This window comes from Microcystis sp. LE18-22.4A (genome assembly GCF_027531105.1).
Taxonomy (GTDB): domain Bacteria; phylum Cyanobacteriota; class Cyanobacteriia; order Cyanobacteriales; family Microcystaceae; genus Microcystis; species Microcystis aeruginosa.
In genome coordinates this window covers 1-20310 of record NZ_JAPZRB010000398.1, presented here as the reverse complement: position 1 = coordinate 20310, position 20310 = coordinate 1, and the positions used below count along the sequence as shown (strand labels likewise).

Below are 20310 nucleotides of genomic sequence, written 5' to 3'. Positions count from 1 at the left end.
GAATTATGAAATGGGAAGTGGGAATTAGGAATTATGAAATGGGAAGTGGGAATTAGGAATTAGGAATTAGGAAGGGTGCATCTAACATTTGCAGAAATACCGACAATCAGCAATTATGGCTCTTCGTTACTTGTTATGGTTCGATAGGGGGGCATAAATCGACTAAATCCTTATCTGGCAAGAGACTTAATTGATTAGTTCGCTCTAGATAAAAAACAATTGACAAAAAACGCTAAATGCCTTTCTATATAAGGGTTCCATCCCTTATAACCCCCGTCCATTGCATAACACAAACCGAAGAGCCGCAATTATCAGTGACTCTTAAATTATTACAGACGTATCAGCAGCTGCGTGTAAGCATCCCACCGAAAAACTAATGCGCGGGGGTTTGGGGGCGGCGCCACGCCCCCAACGGGGGGTTTGGGGGGTAGAACCCCCCAAAGGCTTGGATTGAGTGATAAAATCGAAAGTAACGTCCAATTTTAGCCGAGAGTTTCCCCGTAAAAATCCCAACTTGGTAGATTTACAAAAATTAACTTAAAACTTACATCTGATAACTGATAACTGATAACTGATCACTGATTTACTCTCCCGCATGATAGGAACTGCGGACTAGGGGGCCAGATCTAACCTGAGAAAACCCCATTTTTTGGGCAATTTCTCCCAACTCGCTAAATTCTGCGGGAGTCCAATATTTCTGTACGAGCAAATGTTCCAGAGAAGGACGCATATATTGACCAATAGTAACTCGATCGCAGTCGTTCGCCCGTAAATCTGCCAAAGTCTCGATAATTTCCTCTTTTGTCTCACCGTGACCGACCATTAAGCCAGATTTCGTCGGAATTGACCGATCGATTTCCTTAACATAACGCAAAACCGCCAAAGAGCGATCGTATTTAGCCCCGCGTCTAACCGGTCCTTGCAAACGGCGCACCGTCTCGATATTGTGATTGTAACAGGCAGGTTTTGCCCCTACCACCGTCGCCACCCGTTCCTGTTGACTTCCCTTGCCTCCGGCAAAATCCGGGGTTAACACTTCAATTAAAGTGTGGGGATTGAGTTCGCGAATGGCTGTCATCGTCCGCACGAACCAACTGGCTCCGCCGTCTTCCAGATCATCTCTGGCTACAGAAGTCAAGACAACGTAACTTAAATTTAACAATTGCACCGCTTCTGCCACTTTTTGCGGTTCCTCCACATCGAGAGGCATGGGTGCATGACCCTTATCCACTTGACAAAAAGCACAGGACCGGGTACAGGTGGGACCCATCAACAAAAAAGTCGCCGTACCTTGGGCATAACATTCGCCGCGATTGGGACAGCGACCCTCCTCGCAGATAGTATGAATGTTCCTTTGTTTGATAATGCGCTGAACCGTGGAAATTTCGCTAGATTTGCCGAGCGAACGCCGTAACCAAGGGGGTAAAGAGGTAATTTCCTTGCGCCACTGTGGGGAAATATTGGACATGAGAAGTTAAGTAGGGTGTTGGGGATTTCAGTTATCAGTAATCAGTTATCAGTGAGGGGTTGGGGTTGGGGAGAGGGTAGAAGGGAGAAGGGAGAAGAGAGAAGGGAGAATAAATAAAAGCTGACGGCTGATAGCTAAAAAGCTGATAACCGACTCCCCAAAACGAAAACTTCCTATCTCACCATTAAGATAACTGCTATAAGCTGAGAAAGCGGGTAAAGATCATTGTTAATCAAAAAGGAAACTTAGGCAATGGGACGATGGCAACGGAGAAAAATTTTCAATCTGGTCATTCAAGGATTGGCGGGTTGCCTCTTAGTTAGTATATTTGTTCTTAATTCCCTGCCATCCCTAGGCCAAAATTTTCTAGTTCCATTTGCATCTCCCACGGGGACAAGGATTTTTGTAGCCGGGGATATAGAATATGCTTCCGTGCATCTAGATGGATTTGCCTTATTTCAGATTGCCTCCCAAGATTTTACCGCTTCTGAGGCCCGGGAACTCTCCCCGGTAGAAAGACGGGCTAGCCGCATTGAAAGGGGCTTAAATAATATTATCAATCGGGGTTTCGATCCGACAACCCTGCAAGTAAGTACGGCGACTCTCAATAATTTAACCGTGATTGTGGCCAAGGATAACCAGAATTTACCGCAACAGGTAATTCTGACAGTGACAGAAGTTGATGCCCTGATCGATTCTTCTTCTGTTGGCGATTTAGCGGACAGATGGGTTAAAATCATCCAAACAGCTTTGCTCCAAGCTTGGCAAGAACGTCAGCCCGCCCCTCGTCGGCAACAGGTAATGACTGCCACTATAATTATTTTGGGGCTAATTTTCTTAAGCTGGGTATCAATTTGGTGGCAGAAACGTTTAAGAAATCGCTTCAATCTCCTCAAAAAACAGGCTAAAAGTCAATCCGATCGAAATTTACCTATAAATTCCCCCCCCAGAAAAGATCGCTCCCAAGAACCGATTTTAGCCTCTCTAGAAGATTCCTCTAATTTCCGTCAACAGGCTGATATTCAGCGACAACTGACGCTAAATATTCTCTGGAAAAGACTGGCCCTTATTGGACTGATACTGCTTTGGTTTGCCGGAATAGCGGCGATTTTGTATGTATTTCCCGAAACTAGGCTAGAAGGACGCGGAATAATCCGTATTCCTTTACAGATTTTTATCATCTGGTTGCTGCTGACATCAGTGAGCAATATGGTTAATCTCTACGTTAATTCCAGACTACGGGAGTGGGTAGAGGAAGGAGCGGTTTTTTCCGAAAATTTGGAAAGGAGGATTCTGCGCGCTCCCACTTTATTAGAAGTTTGGCGACAAATTATCACATTTATCGCTATTTTTCTGGGAATTTTGGTTTTTTTGAGTTGGATGGGCCTTTCTTTCGCCTTTTTACTCACGGGAGCCGGTTTAGTGGGAGCATTGCTCACCTTTGCCTTTCAGGATCTTTTAAAAGATTGGATTAACGGTTTTCTAATTATCTTTGAAGACCAATACACTGTCGGTGATATGATCCAGTTTCAGGAGTTTATCGGTTTGGTGGAAAATATGAGTTTGCGAGCGACTCAATTGCGGGCTGCCGATGGACGTTTAATCACTATTGCCCATAACCAAATTATTAGCGCACACAACCTCAGTAAAGATTGGGCGCGGGTCAATTTTACCATTGAAGTCGCCTATGACACCGAGCCAGATCTGGCGATCGCTTTAATGGCAGCCATCGCTGAAAATATGGCTGTAGATCCACAATGGCAAAAAGATATCATCGATCCCGTGCAGGTTGCTGGTGTTAGTCGGGTTTCTCACACGGGGATGGAAATTATGCTCAGAATTGTCGTCAAAAGATTACGACAATGGGACATAGAAAGAGAGTATCGTCGTCGTCTAAAAATTGCTTTTGAGGAGAAGGGAATTCACATCGGTATCCCCCAACAAAGTTTCCTCATAGCACAAGATAGAGAGGAATTCAAGGGACAGTTTTAAAGGGGAACATTTTCTATCGGTGGAGTTATAGGCCGTTGAAAGCAGATTTTCCATGACTACCCTTGAATAATATCAAAGCTTCCTTGGTTTTGAATCCGATAAAACAGGAAATCCGCATCGAGGGTGAGAATTTGCCGATACCCAGTCTTTTCAGCTACTAAAACTAGGGTTGCATCTGCCAAGTCCATCGGTCGATCGCGGTATTGCTCCATCAACCCCAACAAGCGACTGAAATCACTTTCCTGAATATTGTAAACCACCAGCAGTTTATCTAAAAGAAGTTGTCCCAGTTGTTTTTGCATTTGCCAACCCCCCCGATGCAGCGCCAAGTACATGGCTTCGGTCAGGCATGACCAAGTTGTGACGAGAGGCTTTGCTAAACGCATTACTGTATTTCTGTAGGCTTTATGTTGGGGTTGGGTGCGATCAACCAAACAAAGCAGCACTCCTGCATCACACAGGATCATAGCTCTAGTCCTTGTTGCCGATATTTTTCGAGCAGCAGTTGCTGGTAGTCGTTTATTGGTTCCGGTGAATTGACAGTTAAGCCATCTACGGCTTCAAACCATTGTAACCATCTTTCTATCAGTTTTCCATCAGGCTGAGTGTCAAAGGTTTTGACTCGATATTTATGATCGAGAAGATCAATAAAGTCGCTTACTTCCTGAACAAGGACTTCAGGGAGTTGATCTAGCTTAGAAATTGCAGTTTCTCGAATTGTCACAATCATCACCTCTGCCAAGATTGCTAGTTGGGCAACTTTAAACTAGGTTAGGATAGCTAACCTAACCTAGAAAATTTTTAGGAAGCTAAGGCTACCTCGACTATTTGTTGTAGTTCCCCATTTTGATAGAGTTCGATCATAATGTCGGAACCACCAATAAACTGACCGTTGATATAGACTTGGGGAATAGTCGGCCAATTGGAATACTCCTTAACTCCTTGTCTTAACTCCTGATCTTGGAGAATATCGACAGTTTCGTAGGAAACCCCCAGAATATTGAGAATTTGTATGACGTTATTCGAGAAACCACACTGAGGCATTAATTTATTGCCCTTCATGAACACAAGAACTTTGTTATTCTGGACTAATTGATCGATTCTGGCCTTAGTTTCGGGTGTCATAGGTCTAGTAGCTAGAATTTGAGCAAGAATAGCCAATCCTGAGACGTGGCATATCCTATCAGTTTAGCACAAGCCGTTGGGATAGCTTTAAAAAGGCAGGTCTTCGTCCTCCTCCAAACTCTCTAAAATTTCGTTAACATCAGGTCTCCCGCGCACGATAGTCATATTTTCCAGAGAGTTATTAACTTTAGTTTCTGCGTCCGAATTTTCTGGCAGTGAATAACCCATATTGACCACTTCACCATCAAAAGATTTTGCTAACTTTTGAGCGGCCGCCAAAATTTCACTAACATCTACATCTTGATCTAATGTCTCTAAAGATGAATCAAAATTTAAGATTTTTTGGGGCAGTTCTGTGCTAAGAGTTTTTGGGTTTCCCGATGCTGTGATCTTTGCTTCTTTTTTCTCGATAATTGCTTCTTTGACTGGGGGAATATCCACCGCGGTCATAACTTTATTTTCGGGAGTTATTGGTGGGGTTGGTGCGGTTTCTGGTGGTGGTTGTATCCTGGCCGCTGGGGATGGGGAAACTTCCGCAGCCATGGCAGCAGTGGCGGAACCTACCTGTAAATGGACTTTAATCCGGCGCTGAAAAACAGCCTCGAAAGCTGACTCAATATTAGTCAAGCGTAGCCGGGCCATTTTTAATAATTGTTCCGAAGATATACTTAAATAAGCGCTCGATTCTTCCATACTAAAAAGACTGCCGTGCTGACGCAAGAGAGTGCGAGTAGTGGGGGGTTCCATTACTTCTAAAACCCGCTGCCAAATTTGTTCATGATTGTCATCACTGGCAACAGTTTTAACCTCAGTTTTCGGCACTGCGACGCTAGTTGTCGGGGTGATAACCGCCGGTTTGATCGGTTCATTCACCGGTGCCGGCGCTGTGATCACTTCAGTGGGCCTCTCGACGCTGGTTTGGGGACGGGAAGGCACTGCCGTGGCAACTAGAGGAATCACCTGTGCTTGTGGTAAAAGTCCCAATAGAGTGACTTCTAACCAGAGACGGGGTTGAGTGGTGTTTTTTAGTTGCGTTTCGCTGTCTTTAAGAAGTTGTTGACCGCGGAGAATTTCCTCTAAAGACCAAGTACGCGCTTCCGCACACAATTCCTGCCAAGTGGGAGCAGTGACAGCGACCATTTCTGGACGATTAGGGGCGGTTTTGGCTAAAAGTAGGTTTAAATAGAACCCCGCTAGATTTTGCAAGACGATTAAAGGTTCCTTGCCGCGATTCATCAGATGGCGACATTGTTCGATAACTTGATCGGGAATATTGCCATGAATGACTTTAAGTAGGGTTAAGAGGTCTCTTTCGGGGACTGCACCGACCAAATCCCAGACTCGCTCGGCCGTAATCGTTCCTGCGAGTAAACTTAATTGATCGAGGAGACTTTCCGCATCCCGTAAACCACCGTTAGCGATCTGAGCCACAAGGGTTAATGCTTCTAGGTTAATATCGATCGCTTCTATTTGGGCGATTTTTTGCAGGTGTGCCACCATCGCATCGAGAGGAATACGGCGATAATCAAAGCGTTGACAACGGGAGATGATGGTAGGCAAGACACGCTGAGGATCGGTGGTAGCAAGCACAAAAATCACTCGATCCGGCGGTTCTTCCAGAGTTTTCAGCAAAGCATTAAAGGCCGCCGTACTGAGCATATGGCATTCATCGATGACATAGACTTTATAACGACATTGGACGGGGGCAAATTGCGATCGCTCGATAATTTCCCGAATGTTATCCACACCGGTATTACTAGCGGCATCAATTTCGATCACGTCTAAAGCGGAACCATTGGCGATCGCTTGACAGACGGAACACTTACCGCAGGGAATCGGTGTCGGATGGTCACTAGACAGACAGTTGAGGGATTTGGCTAAAATTCGCGCCGAGGAGGTTTTCCCCGTGCCTCTGGGTCCAGTAAATAGGTATGCAGGGGCGATTCGTTCACTGATTAAGGCATTACTCAAGGTCGTGGCGATCGCTGATTGTCCCACCAAATCGGCAAAGGTTTGGGGACGATACTTATGATGTAGAGGTTCGTAGGTCATGACTGGCTGAAAACTTTTTCCCCACCCTAGAGACTACTATTATCCTATCCCGATTCTTTTTCAACACGAGAACAAGTGTATGCTTTTTATCTAGCCAGTTGGCGTTGTCAAATTGAAAGATGCTCCGAATCAGCACCGGAACTGAAATTACTTTGATAGGAAAGATGCCATGGCATCTTTCCTATAGTGTTTAATGAACGAATAGTGCCTTAGGGCGGGCTTAAGTGGGGAACAAGAGTCGCTCGATTTAGCAGTGGAATATAGCTAGGTAATAGCTGTAGGGCTAATTCATGAATTAGCCCTACAATAGGCGTTGTCGGCGTTGTCAAATTGAAAGATGCTCCGAATCAGCACCGGAACTGAAATTACTTTGATAGCAAGGATTGCATTCCATCTTTCCTATTCTGATCTGACAACGCCAGCCAGGTTTAATGCGCGATTTGCATCATAAAAATGGCAATTTGGCCAAGTCATCTAATAAATTGTATTAATAACTACAATTTTGCCGAGAAAATCTGCCGACTATCTTAGTATGCCTAAAGACAGTGCCACTAATCAGACCAACTGCTTATGACTGAATCGACAAAAACCCAATGTCCTTACTGTGGAGTAGGTTGTGGTTTGACAGTCACCCCCCCCGCGTCGGCCGGACAAGCATGGAAAGTCTTCGGGGACAAGTCCCACCCCTCCAGTCAAGGTATGGTCTGTGTTAAAGGGGCCACCGTAGCGGAATCGATCGATAAAAATCGCCTCAAAACCCCGATGATCCGCGATTCTCTCCAAGAGCAATTTCGTCTTTGTACTTGGGAAGAGGCCCTCGATCGCATCGTTAACCAGATGCAAACTCTAATCGCTCAGGGGGAAAAGGAAAGTATCTGTCTATACGGTTCGGGACAATTTCACACCGAAGATTACTACATCGCCCAAAAACTGGTCAAGGGCTGTCTGGGAGTCAATAACTTTGATGCTAATTCCCGTCTCTGTATGTCTTCGGCCGTGGCCGCTTATCTGGACAGTTTCGGGTCCGACGGTCCCCCCTGCTGTTACGATGACCTAGAATTAACCGATTGTGCCTTTTTGGTGGGGACAAATACGGCCGAATGTCACCCCATCATCTTTAACCGTCTGCACAAGTATCTCAAAGGCAACCAACAAGCGAAATTAATCGTCGTTGATCCCCGCAGCACCAAAACCGCCAAGGCCGCTAATCTCCACCTAGCCATTAACCCGGGGACCGATATTGACCTATTTAACGGTATTGCCCACCTGTTACTGAATTGGGGTGCGATCGATACCCATTTTATCGATAAATGCACCCGGGATTTCCCCAAATACGCCGAAATTATCCGCCATTATCCCCCGGAAATAGTCGCCCCTAAATGCGGTATCCCCATCGAGGATTTAGAACAGGCTGCCCGCTACTGGGCCGAATCGAAAAGAGTGCTTTCCCTCTGGTCGATGGGCATCAATCAATCTAGGGAAGGCACGGCCAAAGCCCGCACTTTAATCAATTTACACCTAATGACGGCTAATATCGGTAAACCGGGGGCCGGTCCTTTTTCCCTAACGGGACAACCCAACGCCATGGGAGGAAGGGAAGCCGGCGGCCTCTGCCATCTTCTGCCCGGTTATCGTTCCGTCAAAAATCCCCAACACCGGGCCGAAGTGGAACAAGCTTGGGGTTTACCCGCCGGTCGGATTTCTCCCGTCCCCGGTCGCGATGCTTGGAGTATGATTACCGGTTTGGAGACGGGAGATGTCAAACTTCTCTGGATTGCCGCCACTAATCCGGCTGTTAGTATGCCTGATCTAGAACGCACCAAGGCCGCCCTGTTAAAATCACCTTTTACTATCTATCAGGATGCCTACTATCCCACGGAAACCAGCGCCTACGCCCATTTATTACTGCCAGCGGCCCAATGGGGCGAAAAAACGGGAACAATGACCAATTCTGAGCGCGTGGTGACGTTAAATAAAGCTTTTCGCTCTCCCGTCGGTCAAGCTCAGGCCGATTGGCAAATTTTCGCGGAAGTTGGTCGCCGTTTGGGGTTTCAGGCACAATTTAATTTTAAGGATTCCGCCGAGGTACATTCCGAGTTTATTCGCTTGACATATAAACGTCCTTGTGATATGACGGCGATTAATTATGATCGCCTGGCCGAGACTCCCCGACCGTGGCCCGATTCCATCGATGAAATTTCCGCCCCTAAAACCGCTAATTCCGGGGAATTACTGGGTAATTTAGTTAAAGATGACGATAAAAGCGAAAAAACAGCCGCAAAACGCCTTTATACCGATGGTAAATTTAATACTGCCGATGGTCGTGCTGTTTTCGCCGCCTACCACAGTAAAGGTTTAGCGGAACCCCCGGACGAGGAATATCCCCTAGTGTTGACCGTAGGGCGTTTGTACGGTCACTGGCACACCCAAACCCGCACCGGCCGCATCGAGAAAATTGTCAAAATGCACCCCGCACCTTTTCTGGAAATTCATCCCCAAGATGCGGCAAAATTGCACATAGAAGCTGGGGAATGGGTGGAGGTGCGTTCTCGTCGCGGTTTTGCCCGTTTTCCCGCTTTAATTACCAAAGCAATTGCTCCTAATTGTGTCTTTGTGCCGATGCACTGGGGGGCTTTATGGGCAGAAAATGCTGAGGCTAATAGTCTCACCCATCCGGCCGCTTGTCCGATTTCCCTGCAACCGGAATTAAAAGCTTGTGCCGTCAAATTAATCCCGATCAAGTCTTTAGTTAGGGTTTGCTGAAAAAATTTTTCCTGGGGACAGGGTGTGGGGTGTAGGGTGTAGGGTGTAGGGTTTTACCCATTTTCAGGGGGTCAATTACCTAATTTTCAGGGAAAAAGTGCCTAAATTTTCCCCCCCCGATCACCCCAATGTCTGGCACTTTTTGATGGCAAAAAAGTCTAAAAGTCTTACCCAACAAGGTTTTTAGATTTATTGAGCAAACCCTAACTAGGTTATTGGGGACAATCGGCAATTTTATCCTTAGTTTCTTTGAGTTCCTCTCGAACAGCTTTACATAATTCAGGACTAAATTGAGCGTCTTTGAGACTTTTAACAGTTTCAAGTTGTGTGACTGTTAATCCGATCACTTCTTTTAGCTTTGCACCGGTAAAATCTGCACCGGTTAAATCGGCATCTTTTAAAATTGCACCGGTTAAATCGGCATCTTTTAAAATAGCATCTTGTAATTGTGTGCCTATTAAATGCGCTCTTGGCAATTCTGCCTTTTCTAAAATAGCATCTCGTAAATCTAAGCCATCTAAAACCTGATCGGATAAGTCAGCTTCAGACAAATCTGACTTAGGTGCAATTTTATAAGCTGGCTTAAATAAGCTTTGATATTTTAGATCGACCGTGCTAATTGTTCTCTGATCGTAAATAGCTTTATCTAATTTCGCTCCCTCCAAACTAACACCTCTTAAATTAACTCCAATTAAATTAGCTTTTTCTAGAATAGTATTTTTCAATCCTTTCTTACTAATCTTGGTTAAATCTACACAGGATAAGTTGATTTTAGTTAAATATCGATCGGATAAGTCGATGCCGATCAAGTTGATTTTTGCTTGACAATTCTCAAGATTCTTTGGTAAATCAATTAATCCTTTATAATTGTTCGATGTCGGAAACCAACTTAGGTTTTCTATTTTTGATTTCGATGGATCTTTAAAAATTAAAGAAGATTGCCTCCGTCGAGTAATAAAATAAACTACTTTTAAAAATTCTTCATATTTTTTGGCAACTTCATTAAAGTTACTGTTGGTTATCTCAAAATTTAACTTGGTTTCTTCATTAATTAATGCTCCCTTAAAATTAGTTCTGCTATCAACTTTAACCTTAATTAAATTTGCTCCTCTTAAGTCAGCATTTTCTAAGTTAGCACCGCTTAAATCGGCTTCCGTAAGATCGGCATAACTCAAGTCGGCGTGTTCTAGGTTAGCCTGTCTTAAATCCGCTTGTTTTAGGTTAGCTTCTTTGAGATTTGCCATCATTAAGTTAGCATTAATTAACACTGCGTCTTTTAAATCTGCTAATTCTAAAATTGCCTTAATTAAAACTGCATCCTGTAGATTGGTTTTAGCATCCAGATAGCTTTTTAAACGAGCATTTTTAAGATTAGCTCCGATGAGGGAAGCTTTTTTTAGATCAGCACCACTTAAGTTAGCACGTTCAAGGTTGGCAAAGTTCAGGTAAGACTGACTAAGATTACTACGGGATAAATCGGCTTTTAGCAGTGTAGCAGAACTTAAATTAGCTCCCTGCAAATCAGCACTAATCAGGTTGACTTTCTCCAATTTAGCCCCAGTAAGGTTGACTTCTCGTAAAGCAGTTTTTTCCAAATCTCGATTAGATAAATCGCCTGGATTGTAGGGATTTTTATTTTCAATATAATAAGCTTTAGCAGCCATTAATTTTTGACGATCATTATCATCTGGTTTAACATCCAGTTTCGTTTCTATATCATAAAGAACACCCTTTAATTCAGTTTTATCTAATTTAGCCCCCTCTAAATTCGCCCCTCTTAAATCAGCACCCGCCAGATTTGCACCTGTTAAATCCACTCCTCTTAAATCAGCTTTTCGGAGATCTGCCCCTATTAGCTCGGCATCTTTTAAGTCCTTCTGTGCTGGCTGCAAGTCTCTTTTTAGGGGATTAAAATAGCTAATTTTGTAAAACTTTGCCTGATTGAAAAAGATGCTTTTATCGAGTTTAGTACGATCATCGTAGATCGCATGATCGATCTTAAAACCTTTCAAGACAGCACTGGTAAAATCAGCCCCTCGGATATCTGCGTAGGTTAAATCAGCGTCCCTCAAATCAGCATTAATTAACTTGGTATTTCTGAGATTAGCGTGACTTAGCTTCGCTTTTTGTAAATAGGTGTTGCTCAGATCTACTTCCGGTAAATCTGCTTGGTTTAATTGGAGAGACTTACATTCATTTTTAATATCTTTTTCGTCTTTTTCACGATCACAGATGAAATAGTTTTTTTCTTCTGATGGATACCAACTAAATGGATACCAACTAAAAGGTTGAGTATTAAAGTTATATATTGCATTTTCAATACGTGCATCTTTTAAAGAAGTGTTCAGCAGATTAGTATTTCTCAAATCTGCATTAGATAAATTAGCTCCCTCTAGATTAGCATTGGTGATCTTTGCTCCATTTAAAATGGCATTGGACAGGTTAACATCCTGTAAATTTGCCCCTCTTAAATCGGCTCCCGTTAGGTCAGCTTTTCTGAGACTCGCTCCAGTTAAATCGGCCCCCTCTAGATCGGCATCCTTTAGGTTTGCTCCGTCAAGATTGGCATTCTGTAATTGTGCCTTGGATAGATCATTATTTGACATATCAACTCTGGGTAGATTAGCTGATTTGAGATTTACCCCCACCAATCTGACACAATCCTCTTGCATCCCAACTTTTGTTAATAGCCAAGTGAATATATTTTCTGGCATTTTACAACCACTACTGAGAGACTCCAAGGCATCAATTCTTCCGTTACTAGCAGGATCTTCTTTCGCTGAACGGAGAACAGTCCAAGCATCATTATTCTCTTGCGCTCGTCGTTTATCCGTTTCCCACCAATAGGTGATTACACCGGCAAAAATCCCTAAAGCAGTAACAATTGAGGCTATTTTGAGGATAAGCTCAAAATCAGTCCAATCAAATCGGGATTGATTTAATAAATTTTTGCATTCTTCTGGGGATAAGCCACTATCTTCTGATAGCTTTTGTAAGTAGATGGCTTCTTGAATAGACCCTTTCGCTTTTTGCTTAATTTCTTTTATTCTATTGTTAATTTCTTCTTCCGATAAAATCTTGGTTTGTTTTAGTAAGTCCTTATACTCATCTAAAGAAAAACCCAAAAAATTAGACTCGGACAGTTCTTTTAAAATCCTTAACTTTTTAATATTATCTTTTTCATCTTTAATGCTGTCTAATTTTTCATTAATCTTTTCCTCGATACGCCGATTAAAATATTTTTGGATCTCGTCAAAACTTTCTTTCTGCTCCGTTGCTATACGATGTAGAGCCAGAGTTCGCTGCGGTTCTGGCAAGGGGATAATCCTTTCCAGTTTACCTTTGATTTCTTCATATTTTGGGTTGTTCTTATTACTCATTTTCCTGTCCTCCAGCTAATACTAGATCACGAAAAACACAATAGAAATATAGTAGATCGGCAAACTTATCGTTAAGAAGGGTTGCTCTTGATCGCCTTAAGGCTGAATTTGTTTAATCAAAAAATCTATCTGATCGGGGAACCTTTTTTGTGCAGATAACGTCTTGTTTACACCTATGCTATCTAACTAGCCTAAAAAAAACAAGCCGATCAGCAGGATGCTTAATTTTTCTTAAACAAAAAGCCCGAATTATCAGCCATTTAACCACACTATTCTCATTCCGAGATTTCGATCGAACTAACCGATCTTTGCCAACGTTTTTTCCAGTGGCTAGTCGGTTCTAAGTCACAGAGTGCCTGTTCGCTGCGACGACGTTGTATAATCACTTCGGCTGGGTCGCTTAAAGTCGGATCTCGATAGGGAATAGCGGCTTTAGTTTGCAGATGTTCCCGTTCCTGTGCCGATAAAGATGGGGGTAAGGACAAAAAACTGGCTATTGTCCCCGGCGATCGCCGACCGACGCTATCGGTGGCCCCAATCTGCAATCCTGCTAATTGTAAAGCCCTTCGCACCGAGGCAGCACAGGAATAGGTGACTAAATAACCCGTCGGACTCAGGCATTTCGCCACTAAAGCTAAAAACTCCACCGTCCACAGTTGCGGACATTTACCCGGGGAAAAGGGGTCGAGAAAAATTGCCTCCGCTTGAAAACCCGCGTCAATCACCTTGGTTATCGTCTGTCGCGCATCCCCGATTAACAGTTTAGCCGTGAGATTAGGCAGGTCTAGCCGGTGATTATGGGCAAAATCAGTTAAATATTCGGGAATTGGTTGACTCCAACTATTTAAGAGATTTTCTCTAATAGCCGCTAGGGGAACCACTCGATCGCTTTCTAAGGCTAATAATTCTACCCGACAATCCCCCCTAACTTGCCAAATGGCAGCTAAGGCTGCGGCGGTATTATACCCTAAGCCGTAACAAATGTCAAGAACTTTCAGATTATTGCTCTGGTCTGCTTTTGCTGTCAGACGACTAGAGAGGATAAATTTTTTCTCAGCCTCTTCCCTTGCCCCAGAGGTAGAATGATAACATTCGCCGAATTCGGTCGAAAAAAAGGTATAAGAACCATCCTCAGTGACTTTTTGCGGGTAGGCTTCGGGGGAGACAAGCATGGTGATGGAGAATGTCTTTGAGATGAATATCGGTTTCCAGCAGGCAAGCGTGACCACTATGGGGCAGAATCGTTAATTTTGCGGCGGGTAACTGCTGAATTAGGCGTTTAGCCTCCGCTACCGATGGTAACAGTCGGTCGCCTTGACTGGCTATCACTAACACCCCCAATTGCAGACGTTTTAACTCGCTGGCACTAACCTGAAACCGTTGTAACTGGGATAAACGCCAGCTAATCGTCTTCAGTGGGACGTATTGCATGGCTTTGAGGAGAGAGCGGCGATCTTCCCGGGATATTCGACCCAGAGCGGCCAGAAAGGGTAAAATAGTTAGTGCCGAGCTGCCTTGGATGAAATCGGGCATCATCTGGGTGATACCGATTCCCAAGCTTAAAAGAGGTCTTTGATTAAAAGAAGAAGCAGGGTTAATTAAAATCAGTTTTTTAATTAATTTTGGTGATTTTGTTGCTATTTTCAAGGCTAAACAGCCGCCAAAAGACTCACCGCAGAGATAGACTTTTCTCGATTGTCGCTTTAATTCCTGTTCCAATAAAGCGATCACGAGGGTGCTTAATTCCTCCCAATCACCGAGATATTGCGGGGAAATCACCAAACAACGTAGATCGAAGTAAGGGGCAAGGTTTTTAATCTGACGATGGTATAGTTGGCCGCTGCCATCCATTCCGGGTAAAAATACAAACAGGGGATAATCGGGACGGGGATGACGGGGAATAATCCAACTGACAGGTTGTTCCATGGTGCGAGAAGCGCGATCGATGTTAAAAAAGTTTTTTCTGGTTATCTATTTTAAGGATAATTAATATTAGAGAGATTGGCCAATTTTAATAGTACGATTAACTCCCAACTTATGGATTGTTTCTCCCTGCTCCCCAACCCCTGATAACTGATAACTGATAACTGATAACTGATTAACTGAGCCAAATTTTTAGGCCGCCGCTAAATTAGCAGCCACGAAATCCCAATTAACCAACTTAGTTAAAAAGTCGCTGATGTAATCGGGACGACGATTTTGGTAGTCGAGATAATAAGCGTGTTCCCACACATCCATAGTTAAGAGGGGAACCTGTCCGGCGGTTAAGGGATTGTCAGCGTTGCCGGTTTTGGTAACTTTGAGAGTGCCGTTATCGAGAACCAACCAAGCCCAACCGCTACCGAATTGAGTAGCACCCGCAGTTTTGAAAGCTTCGACAAATTTCTCGAAACTGCCGAAATCTGCCTGAATTTTATCGGCTAAAGCACCAGTAGGCGTGCCACCACCCGCCGGTTTCATGCAGTCCCAATAAAAACTATGATTCCATGCTTGGGCGGCATTGTTGAAAACCCCAGCTTTAGAAGCATCACCGGCAACCTTAACGATAACTTCTTCTAAAGAGAGAGCATCGAGTTCCGTATCTTTGACCAAACCGTTATAGTTATTGACATAAGCGGCGTGGTGCTTGTCGTGGTGGAATTCTAGGGTACTTTTGGTGATGCAAGGCTCTAAGGCAGTGTAATCGTAGGGTAAAGGGGGAAGTGTGTAAGCCATGTGTTCTCTGTATCCTCTCTTGAGAGCTTGTTTAAGGTAGTGTTGTTAACCTTTTGTCAGTATTCAGCTTAACCAAGACGAATACCTTTGCAATAAAACTTTACACCCTCAATCATAGCACCGAAGGAGACTTGATCAGTGATCACTGATCGATCAGCTTTTTTCTCCCATCTCCCTTCTCCCCCATCACCTCAACTCCCATCGACCATCTCCTAAATCCTGAGAAGATCACCAAACAATGTTAAAATAATTCCCGTACTGTAGGCGCTTGCAGATTCTTGTGGGCGTGGCAGGGCAGGCGAAAAACGATTCCGTTAGGAATTAAACCAAAAAAGCTCCACTGGCAACAGCAGTAGATTTTATCTCACTGGGTTGACTGGTTGGCACTTCCTCAAATTACGGATCAATACAAAATTATCATTTACAGATCTTTCTTGGTAACTTATGGCACAGCGTACACGCTTAGGTGAAATCCTTCGTCCCCTCAACTCGGAATATGGTAAAGTTTCTCCCGGTTGGGGAACTACCTTGCTGATGGGAGTGTTTATGGCTCTGTTTTTAGTCTTTTTGCTGATTATTTTACAGATCTATAACTCCTCCCTAATTTTAGAAGGATTTAATGTAGATTGGGGTCAGTAAGCAGATTCCAACAATCTTGTCGGCATTTTTGGCCGCAGAATTGTCCCTCGGACTTTAGCAGGTGGGTTATTGCCCACCGCAATTTTTTTATTAGGAGCAGAAAAATGAATATTTTTGGGATTGGATTGCCGGAAATGGGGTTAATTCTCTTGATTGCCCTGCTAGTTTTCGGTCCGAAGAAATTACCAGAAATCGGTCGCAGTTTAGGCAAAACGATTCGAGGATTTCAAGAAGCATCCAAGGAATTTGAAAGTGAATTTAAGCGAGAGGCCGAGCAGATTGAAGACTCGGTAAAAATCAAAGCTCAATTAGAGGAAAGTCAATCTCCTAGCGATCAAACTCGTTCCAGTTAAGAACTGTGTAGAGATGTAGAGTAGGTCAAATTCGAGACTATCCGCTAGATTAACATCGAGAATGACCAGAGCCGGATTAAATTGGCAGTTTTACCATAGACCTCTTGTAAAAATCAAAAATTGTTGTTAGGGTCAGGAGTCAGGAGCCGGTCGTCAGGAGACTCCGAGACAGGAGATTATTTTATTTATTCTTCCCACTTCCCCACACCCCACACCCCACACCCCACACCCCACACCCCACACCCCACACCCCACACCCCACACCCCACACCCCACACCCTACCCCCACGAAAAACTTTTTCAGCAGACCCTAAGTAGGCAGAATATACCATCAGTTTGAGAATTCCCAGAAGGCAACAAAAAAATGACTATTTCCTTGCTATAAGTATTGTAGATGTCAAGAGTGGTAAATGAATGTCTATAGTGGTATCCCCCGAACAAGTCCATCAAATCGTCAACAACCTCCATCACGATCCCTTTGAGGTTTTGGGGGCCCATCCCCTAGAAGAAGAAGGAAAAGTCAATAAATGGGTTGTTAGAGCCTATTTACCGAAAACCACGGCCGCTTGGGTTATTTTACCGTCCCAAAGACAAGAATATCCCATGACGACCGCTTATCACCCCCATTTTTTCGAGTGCGTCATCGATATCGGTGAACTGAACAATTATCAATTACGCATCCACGAGGGAGAACAGGAACGGGTAATCTATGATTCCTATGCCTTCCGTTCTGCCAAACTCAGCGATTTTGATTTACATCTGTTTGGGGAGGGCAACCATCATCGCATTTATGAAAAATTAGGGGCGCATTTAGCCGAAATCGAGGGTATTAAAGGGGTTTATTTCGCCGTTTGGGCCCCTAATGCCCGCAACGTCTCGATTATTGGTGATTTCAATAACTGGGATGGTCGTGATCACCAAATGCGGAAACGTAATAATATGGTCTGGGAATTGTTTATCCCAGAAATCGGTGTTGGCACTAAATATAAATACGAGATCAAAAATTGGGAAGGTCATATTTACGAAAAATCTGATCCCTACGGTTTTGCCCAAGAAGTACGCCCGAAAACCGCCTCGATCGTGGCTAATTTAGATAGCTATACTTGGGATGATAGCGATTGGATGGAAAAACGCCGCCATAGCGATCCTTTAACTCAACCGGTTTCCGTTTACGAATTACACCTCGGTTCTTGGCTGCACGCTTCTAGTGCCGAACCCCCCCGTTTACTTTCTGGGTCCGGGGAAGCGGTTCCCGTGTCGGAATGGAACACTGGGGCGCGCTTTTTGAGTTACTACGAGTTAGCCCAAAAACTAATTCCCTACGTTAAAGAATTAGGTTACACCCATATCGAATTATTACCGATCGCCGAGCATCCTTTTGATGGTTCTTGGGGTTATCAAGTGACGGGTTATTTTGCCCCCACCAGTCGCTACGGTAATCCTGAAGATTTCATGTATTTTGTCGATCAATGTCACCAAAATGGCCTTGGTGTGCTAGTGGATTGGGTCCCCGGTCACTTCCCCAAAGATGGCCACGGGTTAGCTTTCTTTGATGGTACTCATCTTTATGAACACGGCGACCCGCGCAAAGGGGAACACAAGGAATGGGGAACCTTAATTTTTAACTACGGTCGCAACGAAGTCAGAAATTTCCTGGTGGCTAATGCCCTTTTTTGGTTCGATAAGTACCATATTGACGGCATTCGCGTGGATGCGGTGGCTTCTATGCTCTATCTCGATTATTGTCGTAAAGATGGGGAATGGGTGGCTAACGAGTACGGTGGCCGGGAAAATTTAGAAGCTGCGGAATTCCTGCGTCAAGTTAATCATGTAATTTTTAGCTATTTCCCCGGAATTCTCTCTATTGCCGAAGAATCCACCGCTTGGCCGATGGTGTCCTGGCCCACCTATATGGGCGGTTTAGGCTTTAATTTGAAGTGGAATATGGGCTGGATGCACGATATGCTCGATTATTTCGGCATGGATCCTTGGTTCCGTCAATTCCATCAAAATAATGTCACTTTTAGTATGTGGTATAACCACAGCGAGAATTATATGCTGGCTTTGTCCCACGATGAAGTGGTTCACGGCAAAAGTAATATGATTGGCAAAATGCCGGGGGATGAGTGGCAAAAATTTGCCAATGTCCGGGCATTATTTAGTTATATGTTTACCCACCCCGGTAAGAAAACCATGTTTATGAGCATGGAATTTGGTCAGTGGAGTGAGTGGAATGTTTGGGGTGATTTGGAGTGGGGTCTTTTGCAGCATCAACCCCATCAACAGCTAAAACGCTTTTTCTCAGATTTGAACGCCACCTATAAGAGTGAACCTGCTTTATATACCCAGGATTTTGGTCAGGATGGCTTTGAGTGGATTGACTGTAGTGATAATAGTCATAGCGTCGTTTCTTTCCTGCGCTGGAGCAAAAATTGGCAGGAGTTTCTGGTGGTGGTCTGTAATTTTACTCCCCAACCCCACAGCCATTATCGCGTTGGTGTACCCCATCCCGGTTTTTATCAGGAAATCTTTAACAGCGATGCGGGTAAATATGGTGGTAGTAATATGGGCAACCTTGGCGGTAAATGGTCGGAGGAATGGTCCTATCATAGCCGTCCCTACTCGATCGATCTCTGTTTACCACCTTTAGGGGTTTTAGTTCTCAAAATCGGTCCTCATGCTTCTGGGGAATAGGGGAAATGGGGAAATGGGGAAATGGGGGAATGGGGGAATTCAACTAAAACCCTAAAACCCTAAAACCCCAACACCCCAACCCCTAACAAAAAAATTTAGAGGTCATCTTGCAGAAAGTGGCCTCTTTTTTGGGGGAATTTTCCAGAAACTAAGTAGGGTTTGCTGAATAAATCTAAAAACCTTGTTGGGTAAAACTTTTAGACCTTTTTGAAATCCAAAAGTACTGGATATGGCAGTGATCGGGGTAAAATTCAGGTACTTTTTCCCTGAAAATTAGGTAACTGACTACCTCAAAATCGGTAAAACCCTACACCCCACACCCTGCCCCCACCAACAAACTTTTTCAGCAGACCCTACATAGCGGTTCTCACATCTGTGTGGCACAGTTAAACCTTTACTGATTAAACTTTTCACCATCGACAGGCCTCTTGCGAACAGGAAACGCTATAATAACCTTCCTTGACCAGTAGCATAGTCTAATTGTTCTGAATCGGAGCGCTCCAACATAGCGCTTCTGTAGCCGTTATCACATCGACTCCTCTAGCTCTTAAAGCCGCTACAAGGCTCTGAACCATCGAGTCTTCATCTAAATATAATGTCAGCATGACTATTTATTTAACTTAGATTGAAGCCACTCCTGTTCAAATTGTTTCACCTCGGCTTCTTCCTGAGCTAAATCAGTTTCAATTTCTTCCCTGTTGGCATGATAGTAAGTTAAAGCAGCATAAACTTTGGCTAAATCTAAATGGGGATGTCCCATCCGGTTTAAAATTTCTTCAGGAGTCAGCCCTAATTTATACCAAGAAACAAGGCGACGCACTGTAACTGCTGTCCCGGCAATTGTTGGTCTTCCTCCTCGAATTTCAGGAGAACAATCAATTAAAGTTCCAATTTCAATTGTTGTCGTAGTCATTATCCAAATCATTAATAAATTTGCCGGCTCTTCTCGACTTTGTGGGATCATTTTTGCTTATGGAACGTGAAATGCTTACTGGGAAAGACTTTTAGGACTATTTTGTTAAATAAACTATCAGTATAGACCTCATTTCCACACAGAAACCAGAAGAGCCATTTCGTGAAGGACTAATCAAAAAAGACATCTATAGTAAAAATGCCAAAACAAATGATA

The 20310-nt window shown here is 43.9% G+C and carries 17 protein-coding genes; 5 read left to right on the top strand and 12 right to left on the bottom strand.

The window, feature by feature from the left end; translation table 11 throughout:
* Positions 1-321: 321 nt before the first annotated feature.
* Both O9295_RS27470 and lipA read right to left on the bottom strand, forming a co-directional pair.
* Positions 322-513 (bottom strand): hypothetical protein, encoded by a 192-nt coding sequence (locus O9295_RS27470; protein ID WP_012267727.1) that lies wholly within the window; start codon positions 511-513, stop codon positions 322-324.
* Positions 514-583: 70 nt separating this feature from the next.
* Complete coding sequence (gene lipA, locus O9295_RS17735) at positions 584-1468, bottom strand: lipoyl synthase (protein WP_288034228.1); 885 nt, start codon at positions 1466-1468, stop codon at positions 584-586.
* Positions 1469-1720: 252 nt separating this feature from the next.
* Here lipA and O9295_RS17730 point away from each other — a divergent pair, with 252 nt between their 5' ends.
* Entirely contained in the window at positions 1721-3460 is a 1740-nt protein-coding gene (locus tag O9295_RS17730) for a mechanosensitive ion channel family protein (protein ID WP_288034227.1), read from the top strand.
* 56 nt (positions 3461-3516) lie between these two features.
* On the opposite strand, the gene O9295_RS17725 is transcribed toward O9295_RS17730, so the two are convergent.
* The 4 genes from O9295_RS17725 to O9295_RS17710 all read right to left on the bottom strand — a co-directional run bounded on the left by O9295_RS17725 (position 3517) and on the right by O9295_RS17710 (position 6637).
* Entirely contained in the window at positions 3517-3927 is a 411-nt protein-coding gene (locus tag O9295_RS17725; RefSeq protein ID WP_061430883.1) for a type II toxin-antitoxin system VapC family toxin, read from the bottom strand.
* Positions 3924-4190 (bottom strand): RNA-binding protein, encoded by a 267-nt coding sequence (locus tag O9295_RS17720; protein WP_002761993.1) that lies wholly within the window; start codon positions 4188-4190, stop codon positions 3924-3926. Before O9295_RS17720 ends, O9295_RS17725 begins: the two co-directional genes overlap by 4 nt.
* A gap of 71 nt (positions 4191-4261) precedes the next feature.
* Positions 4262-4585, bottom strand: coding sequence for a Grx4 family monothiol glutaredoxin (gene grxD / locus O9295_RS17715; protein ID WP_002761995.1), 324 nt, complete (start codon positions 4583-4585; stop codon positions 4262-4264).
* A gap of 87 nt (positions 4586-4672) precedes the next feature.
* The gene (locus O9295_RS17710) at positions 4673-6637 is read right to left on the bottom strand and encodes a DNA polymerase III subunit gamma/tau (protein ID WP_288034225.1); all 1965 of its coding nucleotides are present in this window, start codon (positions 6635-6637) and stop codon (positions 4673-4675) included.
* A gap of 570 nt (positions 6638-7207) precedes the next feature.
* On the opposite strand from O9295_RS17710, the gene O9295_RS17705 reads away from it, so the two are divergent.
* Positions 7208-9400 (top strand): molybdopterin oxidoreductase family protein, encoded by a 2193-nt coding sequence (locus tag O9295_RS17705; protein ID WP_288034222.1) that lies wholly within the window; start codon positions 7208-7210, stop codon positions 9398-9400.
* A 212-nt stretch (positions 9401-9612) separates the two neighbouring features.
* Here the strand turns inward: O9295_RS17705 and O9295_RS17700 are convergent, their stop codons facing one another.
* From O9295_RS17700 to O9295_RS17685, 4 genes are all read right to left on the bottom strand, one after another.
* On the bottom strand, positions 9613-12780 hold the full coding sequence (locus O9295_RS17700; RefSeq protein ID WP_288034219.1) for a pentapeptide repeat-containing protein: 3168 nt from the start codon (positions 12778-12780) through the stop codon (positions 9613-9615).
* A gap of 275 nt (positions 12781-13055) precedes the next feature.
* Entirely contained in the window at positions 13056-13952 is an 897-nt protein-coding gene (locus O9295_RS17695; protein WP_288034217.1) for a tRNA (5-methylaminomethyl-2-thiouridine)(34)-methyltransferase MnmD, read from the bottom strand.
* Positions 13912-14706 (bottom strand): alpha/beta fold hydrolase, encoded by a 795-nt coding sequence (locus O9295_RS17690; RefSeq protein WP_061430887.1) that lies wholly within the window; start codon positions 14704-14706, stop codon positions 13912-13914. Before O9295_RS17690 ends, O9295_RS17695 begins: the two co-directional genes overlap by 41 nt.
* 189 nt (positions 14707-14895) lie before the next feature.
* On the bottom strand, positions 14896-15495 hold the full coding sequence (locus tag O9295_RS17685) for a superoxide dismutase (RefSeq protein ID WP_190720218.1): 600 nt from the start codon (positions 15493-15495) through the stop codon (positions 14896-14898).
* A 444-nt stretch (positions 15496-15939) separates the two neighbouring features.
* Here O9295_RS17685 and psbH point away from each other — a divergent pair, with 444 nt between their 5' ends.
* From psbH to glgB, 3 genes are all read left to right on the top strand, one after another.
* On the top strand, positions 15940-16134 hold the full coding sequence (gene psbH / locus O9295_RS17680; protein ID WP_002736544.1) for a photosystem II reaction center phosphoprotein PsbH: 195 nt from the start codon (positions 15940-15942) through the stop codon (positions 16132-16134).
* A 104-nt stretch (positions 16135-16238) separates the two neighbouring features.
* Positions 16239-16487: a TatA/E family twin arginine-targeting protein translocase gene (locus O9295_RS17675; protein WP_061430888.1), complete on the top strand. Its 249-nt coding sequence runs from the start codon at positions 16239-16241 to the stop codon at positions 16485-16487.
* Between the two features lie 414 nt (positions 16488-16901).
* A complete protein-coding gene (gene glgB / locus O9295_RS17670) occupies positions 16902-19181 on the top strand; it encodes a 1,4-alpha-glucan branching enzyme (RefSeq protein ID WP_061430889.1) in 2280 nt (759 codons plus the stop codon).
* Positions 19182-19657: 476 nt separating this feature from the next.
* Here glgB and O9295_RS17665 read toward each other — a convergent pair whose 3' ends face one another.
* Both O9295_RS17665 and O9295_RS17660 read right to left on the bottom strand, forming a co-directional pair.
* Positions 19658-19786 carry a hypothetical protein gene (locus O9295_RS17665; protein ID WP_288034215.1) on the bottom strand — a complete coding sequence of 43 codons (129 nt, stop codon included), beginning with the start codon at positions 19784-19786 and terminating at the stop codon, positions 19658-19660.
* A gap of 2 nt (positions 19787-19788) precedes the next feature.
* A complete protein-coding gene (locus tag O9295_RS17660; protein ID WP_288034213.1) occupies positions 19789-20094 on the bottom strand; it encodes a DUF433 domain-containing protein in 306 nt (101 codons plus the stop codon).
* Positions 20095-20310 lie beyond the last annotated feature (216 nt).